15 protein-coding genes are annotated in these 13,326 nt (G+C 37.7%); all 15 read right to left on the reverse strand.

Annotation, left to right across the window (positions count from 1 at the left end; genetic code table 11):
- Positions 1-25: 25 nt before the first annotated feature.
- Positions 26-901, reverse strand: coding sequence for a phenylacetic acid degradation operon negative regulatory protein PaaX (gene paaX, locus ACJ2A9_RS07975; RefSeq protein WP_441421108.1), 876 nt, complete (start codon positions 899-901; stop codon positions 26-28).
- A 169-nt stretch (positions 902-1,070) separates the two neighbouring features.
- Positions 1,071-1,847, reverse strand: coding sequence for an enoyl-CoA hydratase-related protein (locus ACJ2A9_RS07980; RefSeq protein WP_441421109.1), 777 nt, complete (start codon positions 1,845-1,847; stop codon positions 1,071-1,073).
- 184 nt (positions 1,848-2,031) lie between these two features.
- The gene (locus ACJ2A9_RS07985; RefSeq protein ID WP_441421110.1) at positions 2,032-3,234 is read right to left on the reverse strand and encodes a thiolase family protein; all 1,203 of its coding nucleotides are present in this window, start codon (positions 3,232-3,234) and stop codon (positions 2,032-2,034) included.
- Positions 3,235-3,250: 16 nt separating this feature from the next.
- A complete protein-coding gene (locus ACJ2A9_RS07990) occupies positions 3,251-4,123 on the reverse strand; it encodes a 3-hydroxyacyl-CoA dehydrogenase (RefSeq protein WP_441421111.1) in 873 nt (290 codons plus the stop codon).
- An 88-nt stretch (positions 4,124-4,211) separates the two neighbouring features.
- Complete coding sequence (locus tag ACJ2A9_RS07995; protein ID WP_441421112.1) at positions 4,212-5,729, reverse strand: aldehyde dehydrogenase family protein; 1,518 nt, start codon at positions 5,727-5,729, stop codon at positions 4,212-4,214.
- 29 nt (positions 5,730-5,758) lie between these two features.
- Positions 5,759-6,532 carry an enoyl-CoA hydratase-related protein gene (locus ACJ2A9_RS08000; protein WP_441421113.1) on the reverse strand — a complete coding sequence of 258 codons (774 nt, stop codon included), beginning with the start codon at positions 6,530-6,532 and terminating at the stop codon, positions 5,759-5,761.
- A gap of 24 nt (positions 6,533-6,556) precedes the next feature.
- A complete protein-coding gene (locus tag ACJ2A9_RS08005; protein ID WP_441421114.1) occupies positions 6,557-7,333 on the reverse strand; it encodes an enoyl-CoA hydratase/isomerase family protein in 777 nt (258 codons plus the stop codon).
- Entirely contained in the window at positions 7,326-7,631 is a 306-nt protein-coding gene (locus tag ACJ2A9_RS08010) for an EthD family reductase (protein WP_441421115.1), read from the reverse strand. The genes ACJ2A9_RS08005 and ACJ2A9_RS08010 overlap by 8 nt, the downstream gene beginning before the upstream one ends.
- Before the next feature lie 26 nt (positions 7,632-7,657).
- Positions 7,658-8,152, reverse strand: coding sequence for a 1,2-phenylacetyl-CoA epoxidase subunit PaaD (gene paaD / locus ACJ2A9_RS08015; protein ID WP_441421116.1), 495 nt, complete (start codon positions 8,150-8,152; stop codon positions 7,658-7,660).
- 43 nt (positions 8,153-8,195) lie between these two features.
- Positions 8,196-9,017 carry a 1,2-phenylacetyl-CoA epoxidase subunit PaaC gene (gene paaC, locus ACJ2A9_RS08020; protein ID WP_441421117.1) on the reverse strand — a complete coding sequence of 274 codons (822 nt, stop codon included), beginning with the start codon at positions 9,015-9,017 and terminating at the stop codon, positions 8,196-8,198.
- A complete protein-coding gene (paaB, locus tag ACJ2A9_RS08025; protein ID WP_441421118.1) occupies positions 9,014-9,379 on the reverse strand; it encodes a 1,2-phenylacetyl-CoA epoxidase subunit PaaB in 366 nt (121 codons plus the stop codon). Before paaB ends, paaC begins: the two co-directional genes overlap by 4 nt.
- Before the next feature lie 16 nt (positions 9,380-9,395).
- A complete protein-coding gene (gene paaA, locus ACJ2A9_RS08030) occupies positions 9,396-10,307 on the reverse strand; it encodes a 1,2-phenylacetyl-CoA epoxidase subunit PaaA (protein WP_441421452.1) in 912 nt (303 codons plus the stop codon).
- A 273-nt stretch (positions 10,308-10,580) separates the two neighbouring features.
- Positions 10,581-11,762 carry an ABC transporter substrate-binding protein gene (locus ACJ2A9_RS08035; RefSeq protein WP_441421119.1) on the reverse strand — a complete coding sequence of 394 codons (1,182 nt, stop codon included), beginning with the start codon at positions 11,760-11,762 and terminating at the stop codon, positions 10,581-10,583.
- Positions 11,763-11,792: 30 nt separating this feature from the next.
- Positions 11,793-12,533: an ABC transporter ATP-binding protein gene (locus ACJ2A9_RS08040; RefSeq protein ID WP_441421120.1), complete on the reverse strand. Its 741-nt coding sequence runs from the start codon at positions 12,531-12,533 to the stop codon at positions 11,793-11,795.
- Positions 12,534-12,549: 16 nt separating this feature from the next.
- Positions 12,550-13,317: an ABC transporter ATP-binding protein gene (locus ACJ2A9_RS08045; RefSeq protein WP_441421121.1), complete on the reverse strand. Its 768-nt coding sequence runs from the start codon at positions 13,315-13,317 to the stop codon at positions 12,550-12,552.
- Positions 13,318-13,326: the final 9 nt, after the last annotated feature.

Consider the following 13,326-nt stretch of genomic DNA (forward strand, 5'->3'; position numbering starts at 1 on the left):
ATACCGAAAAGTATCAAATTTACATTTAATCAATAATAAGAGGATGAGTCAAAAAGTCATGGTCTCCATCACGTTTATTGATTTCATTACCTTCTTTAAAAATTTCCTCAAAAAAGCGTCCTGCAGGTTCTGCGATTTCTTTATAATATTGACTAAATAAAGAAGCCGCCGAATCACCAAGCCATTTATCAGGTAAAAGTTCCTGAGGCAAACCTGGATCTACAAATAAAAATTTTCGATATTCATGAACAAGAATGGTACGTTCAACAAAACATTGTCCGTCAGTCATTTCACCTTTTTCGATCTTGTTTTTATCGATGATGTATTTTTGACTGTATTTACTAATAAATTCTCCATACCGTTCATTTATCTCTTGCAAGTCCCAGCATGATTCAACAAGGTGTTTTTTTTCATTAGGACCATCATAATCGGCAATAAAAAAATTAACGTACGATTTAATATCATACTTTGAAATCATATCATACACTTGCTTTTCCAATGGGTTGGGAGAGATCCAGCTGCTGTTTGACAAGGAACCAAATCCACTCCACACCAACTCTTGCCTTAATTCATCTCTCACTTGCCGAATTTCTTCAGGAATGGAATACATCAGTATTCTCCATTTCCCATCCCAACTAGGTTGATTCAATTTAAAAATACGTTTAGCCGCTTCCTCGATCCGATTAGAACCTTGTTCAGTTAAGACATAATAGCTTTTATTCCCGCGCTTTGTTGATTGAATCCATCCTTGCTTGCTCATTCTTGAAATCGCTGCACGGACTGCTTGTTCATTATGTCCAAATTCTTTTAACAGGCGGATAAGACTCCCAATCCAAATTTCACTCCCATAATGACGGATATAGTCGCCATACAATGTAAAGATCATTGATCTTGTATTCATACTCTTTTCCAACTTATATCATTCCTTTTAGTGTGTCACTTTTCGTAATATATTTAGTAAAGGCTAATAGCCTTAATCCCCCCATTTCGTATGCTAATTTACATAAAATAATCATAATAACGAAAAAATATTACAAGTTTATGATAGTGCTAATGTTATAAAAAGTAAACTATTCACCTTTGAAATTTGGTTTTCTTTTTTCTGCAAATGCATTTAACGCTTCAATACGATCCTTAGTAGGAATAATCACTTCATATGCCTTCGCTTCAATCGCCAATCCACTATACAAATCGACATCCATACCGTGACGAATTGCGTACTTCGCTTGCTTTAATGCCAGCGGTCCATTTTGCATCATCTCTTGCGCTAATTCCTCACAAGTATCCATTAAAACAGCTTTGTCAGAAATTCGATTAACAATACCCAGTTCTTTCGCTTCTTCGGCATCAATCTTTTTTGCTGTTAGAATTAATTCCATTGCTTTTGATTGACCAATTAATCTTGGTAGGCGTTGCGTTCCCCCTGCACCTGGAATGATTGCCCAACTTAATTCTGTAAGTCCCATTTTCGCTCCCTGTACGGCAATTCTAAAATCACATGCTAACGCAAATTCAAAACCGCCTCCTAACGCATAACCATTAATCGCAGCAATTGTTGGCTGCGGGAGTGCTTCAATAGCAGAAAAAACATCACGTATTGCTTTTACATTCCGTCTTACCTGTGTTTCATTTAATGTCTTTCTTTCCTTCAAATCAGCACCTGCACTAAAGGCCTTCTCACCAGCACCAGTGAATATTACAACACGTACTTCTGGATCAACATGGATTTGTTCAACAAGTTCATGTAATGTTTTCAACGTCTCATAATTAAAGCAGTTTAACTCATCCGGACGATTTATCGTTACATAGCCAATATAGTTTTTCACTTCATAATTAATTACACTCATCTTACACACTCCAATTCAAATTATTTATTCAAATTATCATTCATTCTATCATTCTATCCTTTTAACGTTGCACTTTAATAAAGTGAAATTATACACTAAATATAGTAACATGTAAAATAAACGTTATACATAATTTTATTGCATAGAAAGAAATGAAAAGTCACCGTTTCTGGTGACTTTTAACTTACTCTACATTTTCAACAACTGTCGCTATTCCTTGCCCAACTCCGATACACATTGTTGCTAGTCCGTAACGAACATTCTGTTTTTTCATCTCATAGATTAATGTTGTTAAAATTCTAGCACCACTAGCTCCTAACGGATGACCAAATGCAATTGCTCCACCATTTACATTCACTTTACTTTTATCAAGGTTTAACTGCTTCATACATTCTAACGCTTGAGAAGCGAACGCCTCATTTAGCTCGATTAAACCAAGATCATCAACTGTTAAGTTTGCTCTTGTTAATGCTTTTCTCGCAGCATGAATTGGACCGAGCCCCATAATCGCAGGTTCAAGCCCCGCAACAGCTGAAGTCACGTACTTTGCCAATGGCTTAACTCCCAATTCTTTTGCTTTTTTTGCACTCATTAATAATAATACAGATGCCCCATCATTCACTCCAGAAGCATTTCCTGCAGTTACTGTTCCACCAGGAAAAATAGGTTTTAATTTTGCTAGTTTTTCAATAGTAGTATCCGGACGAGGATGCTCGTCTGTATCAATAACGATTTCATTTCCTTTACGATCTTTATACGTTACAGGAACTATTTCATCGTTAAATTTTCCTTCTTTCATTGCTACTGCTGCTCGTCTTTGACTTTCAACTGCAAATTCATCCTGCTCTTCTCTAGAAATGGTAAACCTTTCTGCCACATTTTCTGCTGTTCTTGGCATTGTATCCGCACCATACATTTCTTCTAATAATGGATTTGTAAAACGCCAGCCGATCGTCGTGTCATACAGCTTCATGTCACCACGCGGATAATCACTTTCAGGCTTCGCCATAACTAGAGGGGCTCTGGTCATACTTTCTGTTCCACCAGCAATCATAATGTCGCCTTCTCCTGTCATAATGGCACGTGCTGCGTAGTTTACTGCGTCTAATCCAGAACCACATAAACGATTCAGCGTTGTTCCTCCAATCTCAACTGGCAAACCTGCCAAAAGCGTTGACATTCTCGCAACATTTCGATTGTCTTCCCCTGCTTGATTTGCATTTCCAAGAACAACCTCTTCAATTTCAGAAACTGGTACATTTGGGTTTCTCTCTACAATTGAGCGAATAACAATTGCCCCTAAGTCATCGGGACGAATGGATTTTAATCCACCTTTATATCTTCCTATCGGTGTTCGAACCGCATCTACTATTACTACTTCATTCATCGTAATTTCTCCCCTTTTAGTTCGGCTGCTTTTCTCGTTTATTTGTATAGTCATACACACCTTGACCTGATTTACGTCCAAGTCGTCCAGCTTTCACGTATTTGACTAGTAACGGACAAGGACGATACTTTTCACCGAGAGTTTCGTGTAAATAATTTAAATTGTTAAGTCGTGCATCTAAACCAACAAGATCAACTAATTCAAAAGGTCCCATTGGATAATTTAATCCTAACTTGATCGCTTTATCAATTTCTTCTGGAGTTCCTACTCCTTCTTGAAGCATATAAAAAGCTTCATTTCCGACCATTGCGCTTATACGGCTTGTTACAAATCCAGGGAATTCATTAATAACAACCGTTTCTTTCCCCATATTCTCTGCTACTTCTTTAATCTTTTGTGCTGTTTCATCTGATGTTTCAAGGCCACGCACGATTTCTACAAGCGGCATTTTTTGTACTGGATTAAAGAAATGCATCGCGATTACTTGGCTTGGCCGATTTGTATATGAGCCAATTTCAGTTGGACTCATTGTTGATGTATTTGTTGCAAAATAACAATGAACTGGTGCATGTTCATCAATCGTTTCAAACACATTCTTCTTAATTTCAATTTTTTCAGGAACTGCTTCGATGACTAAATCCGCTTGCGTTGCAGCAGTACTTAAATCCGTAACGTATGTTAATCGCTGTTGTGCAGCTTCTGCATCAGCTACTGAAATCTTTCCTCTTTCAATTCCTTTATCAAATATTTTGTTAATCTCCGTATTCGCACTCTCAAGTGCAGCAGGATTGATATCCACCATTTGGACATTGTAGCCACCTACTGCTGCTACATATGCAATCCCACGTCCCATTACACCAGATCCTACTACTACTACATTCTTTATCATCGTTATGTCCTCCTATTTTTTTCATCAGGATAATAAAAAGGCGAGCATTAACCCTGGGAGGATAAATGCTCGCAACTGTTAATCTACCTTACACACCAAACGGGTTAATTGGGCGGCTACCATAGTATGAAATTACACTCTTTTGTTCAGTATATAAATCAAGTGTTTCAATACACAATTCGCGGCCAAAACCAGATTGCTTATAGCCACCAAATGGTGTACCAGGGAAAGCGGAGAATGGACAGTTTACCATTACAATACCAGCCTCAATTTGATTCGCTACACGTGTAGCTCTGCCTTGATCTTTCGTCCAAATTGCTGAACCTAAGCCAAATTCTGTATTGTTCGCTTCTTTAATTACTGCTTTTTCATCTGTAAACTTCTGAACAACAACAACTGGTCCGAAAATTTCTTCCTTTACAACCTTCATTTCAGGTGTAACATCAGTAATAATTGTTGGTGCATACCAATAGCCATTTTCAAAGCCTTCTACTTTCACTTCTTCTCCACCGTGAAGAATCGTAGCACCTTCCTCAATTGCAGATTTCACATAACCATCAATGACTTCTAATTGTCCTCTGCTAATAATTGCTCCTACATGAGTAGATTGACTTAATGGATCACCAAGAGTTAATTTCTTTGTTTTTGCCACAAACTTTTCCATGAACTCATCGTAAACATTTTCATGGATATATAAACGAGAACGAGCTTCACACGATTGACCAGTATTATAGAAGATTCCAAATAATGATCCATCAACTGCTGCGTCGATATCAGCATCTTCAAAAACTAAGTTCGGTGACTTACCGCCTAATTCTAAAGTTAGGCGCTTTAATGTTTGAGATGCTTTCTTCATAATATCTTTACCTGTTGGAGTTGATCCTGTAAAGGCAACTTTGTCAACACCAGGATGCTCTGCTAAGTGATCACCAATTAAAGCACCAGGACCTGGAACAATGTTTACAACCCCTTCAGGAACACCAGCTTCATGACAAATTTCTGCTAAAACAATTGCAGTAAGTGGTGTTAAGCTTGCAGGCTTAATCACTACCGAACATCCTACCGCGATAGCCGGAGCAATCTTCCATGCTGCCATCATCATTGGATAGTTCCAAGGGATAATTTGAGCACATACACCAACCGGCTCGTTTTGAGTATAGTTAAAAAATCCGCCAGGCATGTTATTTACTGTTCCACGGTGACCAACAATTGCACCCGCATAGAACTCAAAGTCTTCAATTGATTGGTTCACTTGACCTTGTGCAGCAGTTAGAGATTTACCACTATTTAAAACCTCTAATTCTACTAATTCGTTAAAACGAGAACGCATAATTGATGCAATTTTATTTAAAACACGAGAACGTTTATTAATTGGGTAACGTCTCCATTTTCCTTTTTCAAAAGCTTGACGTGCTGCTTCAACTGCACGATCAGTATCTTCAGTTGTCGCTTTCGCAACTTTTGCTAACGGCTCACCTGTCGCAGGATTATACGTTGTAAACGTTTCACCAGATACGCTATCAACACGCTCACCATTAATAATCATTTGATAGTATTCACGTTTTGTTTCTAACTTCTCGATTTTTTGTTCTTTTACTGTAGTCATTTAGTAAGCACTCCTTTTGTTTTTAAAGTTTAGTGTCCATTGAATACTGGTTTTCTTTTTTCAACAAATGCTTGAACCCCTTCTTTGTGATCATGAGTAAGTCCAGCAGTTCTTTGTGCATATGCTTCCATCTCTAACATTTCATTAAGATCATGTTGCCAGCTTTTTTGTAAATATCGTTTAATTAACCCTATTGCCTTTGTTGGCATTGCGGCCAATCGTTCAGCAAAACGGCGTATTTCACTATCAAAATTGTCGATCTCAAAAACTTCGGTAACTAAACCAAGCTCTTTCGCTTTTTCTGCAGAAACTTTCTCACCGAGTACAGCCAATTCAAGCGCTTTAGCATGACCAAGAAGTCGCGGTAAATAATAAAGATTACCAGAATCAGGAACCAGTCCGATATGAATGAACGCTTCGATAAAACTAGCTTTTTCTGAAGCTAAACGAAAATCACAAGCTAAAGCCAAACTCATTCCCGCACCCGCTGCAACACCATTCACTGCAGCAATAATCGGTTTTTCAGTCATTGCTAACTGACGTACCATAGGATTGTATCGTTTACGTAGGAACTCAGCATGGTCAGTGTCATCATTTACACTTGCAAGATCCTCACCTGAGCTAAATGCTCTGCCATTTCCCGTAATAACGATACAGCGGGTTTCTTTATCTTTATTCGCTTCTTTTAAAGCTTTAATGATTTCTCGGTTCATTGTTTCCGTAAAAGCATTTAGCTTATCTGGTCGGTTTAATGTAATATAAGCAACTGCATTTTCTACTTTATAATCAATCGTTTCAAACATGCTATTCCTCCAATCCGACAACAGTTATTTCCCCTGAAAATCTGGCTTTCTTTTTTCAATGAACGCCTTCATTCCCTCTTTTTGATCTTCAGAACCAAATAATAAGTAAAAATTCTTACGCTCTAACTGCAAACCATCTACCAATGGAGAATCAACCGCTTTATTAACTGCTTCTTTTATAAGTCGGATTGATAATGGTGCCTGTTTCGATAAACGATGTGCAAATTTCATTGTCTCTTCAAACAACACTTCATTTGCAACAATACGATTAATTACTCCATAACGGTAGGCTTCCTCTGCAGACATCGGTTCACCTAACCACAACCATTCTAATGCTTTCGCTTTCCCCATTACTTTTGTTAACCTTTGTGTTCCACCAGCTCCTGGCATTACACCTAAATTTATTTCAGGAAAACCGAATTGTGCAGTTTCTGATGCAAAAATTACATCGCAATTTAACACGAGCTCAAAGCCCCCACCAAGTGCAAAACCATTAACTGCACAAATAATCGGCTTTTTAATTAATGCGATACGGTCCCACACAGCAAATTGGTTTAGAAGTTCCATGGAAACAACTGTATCTTCAGCCATTTCGTCAATATCAGCTCCAGCAGCAAATGCGCGCTCATTTCCGGTAATAACGGTTACCAATACTTCTTCGTCCTGCTCAATGTATTCTAACGTTTCTACAATCTCATCAACCATCTTTCTGTTGAGGGCATTGAGCACTTCTGGACGATGTAATTGAATAATTGCGACACGATCTTCTGTCCAGAATTTAATTGTTTCTAACTTATTCATTGACTTCCTCACCAATCATTAATGTTACAAGATTACCAGCAAACTTCATTAAATCTTTCCCTGACGCTTTTGCTTCATCTGTTTTCATTGCTGTATTTAGAGCATCTTTATCCTCATAGTACATTTCACAAAGAAGGTAATATTCACTTTCACCCATTGGAGATCCGATAATTTTAGTAACCTCCATTTTTTTTAATCCTGGAATCTTTTCAGTAATCGGTGCATGTGTACCGAAATAGTGACCATCAAATTTTTGTTGATCTTCAGGTTGTTTATATAAAGCAATTAGTTTTACCATTTCTATCATCCTCTCGTTCTATTTAACTAGTTAGCAACTGGTTTCATTGCTTCAAATGGATTTTTACATGATTTACAATAAAGAATACTCCTGCAGGCGGCTGGCCCAAAGATATTTTCCATTGTTGTATAGGTAGATCCACAGTATGGACAATCAACATGCCATGGATCTCCCTCTTTATGATTAGCTGGCGGGGGGGCAATTCCATATTCCTTTAACTGCTCGCGTCCTTTTTCAGTAATACAATCCGTCGTCCAAGCCGGATCATAAATATATGTCACTTCAACTTCTTCAATTTCTTCTATTTTATAAATGGCATTTTTAATATCCCTACTAATAATGTCAAGTGCCGGACAACCAACAAAGGTAGGTTTTGCTTTGACTAACACATGTTTCCCATCCGTTACAATCTCCGCGATCATCCCCAAATCTGAAATACTGACGGAAGGAATTTCTGGATCCTTAACTTCCTCTAACATCTCCATAATTCTATCTTGTAATTGCTTTTTATCCTCTACCATTGAACTCCCCCCCAAATTATTCATAATTATTACCTAATGGAAATTACCAGTTCGCTACAGGGTCTTTCGCGTACACTTCAGATAATGTAGCAAGTGCCTCACTTAAATCGTTTGTATGAACACCTGCTCTACCATTCCCTTTTTTCATAGCTGGTTCAACATTGATGACAATATTTACTTCGTTAAAAACTTCAGCAAGTTTCGCTTTCGTGCGTTGAATAAGAACATCCTCACCTTCAATAAAACCGGCTTCTTCCATTACCTTTCCTGCTGGTCCTAGTGTTAATACTCCAGCGAAGTCATCCCAAACTTTTTGAACAGCTTCTACCATTCTTTCTCTCGCTTCTCCACCACAATTTGTTAACTGCTTAAACCAAGTACTCCAGTGCATGCCGTGATAGTATTGCTCACCACTGATTTTTATTGCTGCATGAGAAAGAGGGAGATATGATGATTTCTTAAGTGAATCCAGTCGTACTTTCTTTGCTACATCGTAGAAATAATTACGAACAACTGCAAATGCCCAATCATATTTTGGTTCATTTAAATAGTTTCCTGAACCATTTACTTCTTCTAATAAAACCGCATTCCGGAATTTCTCCGGTTGTCTTGCATGAGCTAATTGATCAGCATGACCCTCACCTAATTCTTCTAATAATTGATAAAATAGTGTTGCATGACCCATCTTATCTTGAGTGATAGAAGAAAATGCAACATCTTCTTCTATATGAGGTGCAAGACCTAACCATTCGGATCCTCGATACGATGTTAGAAAATCGTCATCAGCTAATTGATAAAGTAATTCAATAAGTGCTTCCTTATGAGATGCATTTGCGTTTACGTCGTTTGCTGTGTTATAAATCATTTCTTTCTACCTCCTGCCCATGAAAGAATTTCTTTTTCATCAAACATTGCTTGTTCATATTCACGCCATTTCTTCTTTAAATAGCCATATCCTTTCGTTGTACGATAGTTTTTGTTATCTAGACGAGCTAAACTTTGACGTTCTTCCTGATCTAAATCACGAATGTCAGCACGCTTTACCACCCATATATCTGCTACTGGCTCACGTCTCATGAAATTTTCTTGTGCCATAATTAATGCCATATCATGGTTTGGAGCTAATAGACTAAATTGATGCTGCATTGCAGCTGTATCAGTACGACGGCTAAACACTTCATATTCTTGGTAGAAATTGTCATTTAATTGTTTTTTATCATCACTCATTTTTAACCCTCCTCGATTAGTTCGCTTGATTTTGAAGTCCAAGTGCTTCGCGAACCCATGCATTATTGTCATATGATAATTTTCTTAAACGAAGTCTTTCTTGTGATTTTGGTCCATTATTTGAAACAATCTGTTTAAACTCGTTCCAATCAGGTTGTTGATATACCCACTCTTCTTTTTCTTCATCATAATGCATTGTTTCATCTGGTATAGTTAAGCCGAGGGATAAAATTCTTGGAATATATTTTGTGAAGAAATGCTGTCTTAATTCTTCATTTGTACTTGTACGAATACGATACTTAATTGTCGTATCCTGCTTTGATGAACCTGTTGTATTAGAGCTTGCAGGTCCAAAGAACATTAATAGTGCTGGCCACCAACGATTTAGTGCATCTTGAACCAGTGCCTTCTGTTCTTCTGTACCTTCAGCTAGCGCCATGATAATCGCTTCTCCGTGTTGCGCATGGAATACTTCCTCTGCACAAATTCGTTGCAAGGCACGTGCGTACGGTCCATAAGAAGCTGAAAGCATATTTGTTTGCGTAATAATTGCTGCACCATCTACTAGCCATCCGATTAAACCTGCATCTCCCCATGTTCTTGTTTCCATATGGAATACGTTATGGAATTTCAAATCTCCCTTAAAGAGATCTTGCATTAGGTCCTCACGAGTTTTTCCTAGTGGACGAATTAGATCCTCTGCTACTCTAAGCAGTAACTGTCCATGTCCCATTTCGTCTTGCACCTTTGCCATAATTCCTAACTTTCGATAAAGCGAAGGTGCCTTTGGCACCCATTCCTTTTCTGGAAGCGCACCCATAATTTCACTAATTCCATGCATTGAAATCAATTTAATTAGTGCCATACGATATTCATCAGGCATCCAATCATTTGCTTCAATTTTTTCACCTGCTTCAATCCTCTTCATAAATTGTTCAATTTTTTCTTGTTCTGTTACTTCCGGTTCAAATACAACTGCCACGCTAACATCCCCTCTCTTTTAAATCATATAACGTATTTATAACGTAATTATATTTTAAAGTCATATAAATTTCAATACTTAATTATAATTATTCTGAATATTTTTTTACTTTTATTATCTATTTATTATTATAATCAGCCTAAACAGTCAATAAATATTGTTTATTCATCACAAACAAATAAGTTGACGTAATAAAAACGTCAACCTATTTACAGCTATTTATTCAAATAATTTCCATGTACCATTGACTACTTCCGCAATAACCATACTATCAGCCTCAAGTCCATTATGGTCGTCTGCTGTAAAGTTATAAATACCTGTAGCACCCACATAATTGCTGATCGCTGTTTCTAGATGGTCACGAATTGCCTCGCGATCTGTTGCACCTGCTTGCAAAGCATCTATAACCAGCATTAAGTTATCATAGCCATACGAACCAAAATTTGTTGGTTCACTACCAAATGCAGCTGAATAATCATTATGGAAAGAAGAAATGACTTCATACTGTGCATCATCTTGATTTATTTGATCCGGGAATAATAGTTTTCCAGTAGGAATAATTACACCTTCTGCCGCAGAACCTGCAAGATCAATAAAGTTCTGATTTGCAATTCCGTGGCTGCCGATAAATGGTAAATCAAGACCTAACTCTTCAATATTTCTAGCAATAACAGCTGGACCAGGGTTAGTTCCCCAAACAATTACTACTTCTGCACCTGAGCTATTAATATTCGTTAGCTGCGCTCTCATATCTGGATCTTGCGTATTATAGCTTTGCTTTGAGACAATCTCAATATTATAGTCGCCTGCCAAATTTTCTAATTGCTCTACACCACTAGCTCCAAAAGCATTGGAATCCGTTAACGTCCCTACTTTACTAATTCCATTCTCATTTAAATACATATAAATTCTTTCTACAGCATGTCTGTCGGAATGTGGCGTTTTAAATACCCATGTCGATTGTTCAACTGGCTCAACAATTTCCACTGCTGCCGCAGCCGAAATCATCGGCACATTATTTTGCATTGCAATCCCTTTCATTGCAAGACTTGGACCACTGCCTGAAGATCCTAGAATAGCCAATACTTTTTCGTCGTTAATAAGTCGATTCATTTCTTGTGTTGCTTTTTCTTGTGATGACTCATCATCCGCCAAAATCACTCGAACAGGAACACCATTAATTCCACCATTCTCATTAATTTGGTCTACTAATAAAGTTGTTGCATTCCATTCAGGTTCACCTAATGGACTATTGGGACCTGTTTTTGAATAGATTGCACCGATCTTATATTCTTCTACTCCATTCGAACCTTCACTGCCACCAGTTTCTGCGTTATCACTGCAAGCAACCGCAATGATTCCAATTGCGAGCATCATCATAAATAAAAATACTTTTTTCATTATTATTTCCTCCTAGTTTACTAGATTTTATTAGCCAACATTATGACCTAGATATGCCTCTTTCACCTCGTTATCATTTAACAGTTCGAGCGCCGGTCCCTCTTTGACAATCTCACCATGAGAAATCACATAGGCACGGTCAGCAATTTTTAACGATGCAACAACATTTTGTTCAATGAGTAAAACTGTAGTCCCAAAGTCATCACGAAGCTGCTTTACTAATTGCAATACTTCTCTAACAATAATTGGAGCTAAGCCTAATGAAGGTTCGTCAAGTAAGAGCAGTTCAGGCTTCGACATCATTGCTCTTGCAATGGCAAGCATTTGTTGCTGTCCCCCAGATAGAGTACCTGCTAATTGTTTTTGACGTTCCTTCAAGATCGGAAACAGTCCAAATATTTTTTCTATATCATCTTGAATTTCTTTTGCACCAGTTTTGCGATGATGATGAAATGTTCCCAAGTGTAAATTATCCATTACAGACAATGTGCCAAAAACTTGTCGATGCTCAGGAACGTGAATTAAGTGCTTTGAAACGATTTGCTCTGCTTCAATTCCTGTAATATCTTCATTGTTGTATTGAATTCTTCCATTAGTAGGCTTCAATAGTCCTGATATTGTCTGTAGTAGTGTTGTTTTACCAGCACCATTTGCACCAAGTAACGCTAATACTTCCCCCCTTCGAACCTGTAACGAAACTTCATTTAACGCCTGTATCGGTCCATAACTAACAGATAAATTCTCTATGTGTAATAAACTGTCTTGTTTCATTCTTCACCTCCCCTCCTTATCCTACTGCTTCGTCATCTGCACCTAAGTAGGCAGTGATAACTTGTTCATTATTTTGGATTTCCTTCGGTGTTCCTTCAGCAATCTTTTTCCCTTGATCAAGAACAATGACTTTGTCACAAATGGTCATTACAAGATCCATGTCATGCTCTACAACAAAAACAGATATTCCTAAATCCCTGACCTTTTGGATTAATTGGCTCATTTCTTTTGTCTCGACATGATTTAGTCCAGCAGCAATTTCATCCAAAAGGAGCAGTTTAGGATTTGTCGCTAATGCCCTTGCAAGTTCTAGTAATCTTAATTTTCCTAGTGATAGATTACCTGCTTTTACATCAACCAATGACTCTAATCCAACAAAAGCTAAATGTTTCATCGCTTCTTCATACATTATCTTTTCCTCACGTTTTACAGTAGCAAAGCGCAGAGCAGCAGCAACTATCCCCGACTTTGTTTGGATATGATGGCCAACCATCACATTTTCAAGAACAGTCATATTTTTGAAAACTTGCAAATTTTGAAATGTTCTGGAAATTCCAAGCGGAGCAATTTTGTATGTTGATAATCCATCAATTCTTGTACCGTTGAATAGAATTTGACCTGAACTCGGTGGGAAAATTGACGATATCATATTAAACATCGTACTTTTCCCTGCACCATTGGGTCCGATTAACCCTACAATCTGCCCTTTTTCAAATGAAAAACTAACATCACTATTTGCAACAACACCACCAAATGCTTTCGTTACATTTTTCACTTCTAACATACGTCTACC

The organism is Anaerobacillus sp. MEB173 (assembly GCF_052119505.1).
Taxonomy (GTDB): domain Bacteria; phylum Bacillota; class Bacilli; order Bacillales; family JBJMAU01; genus JBJMAU01.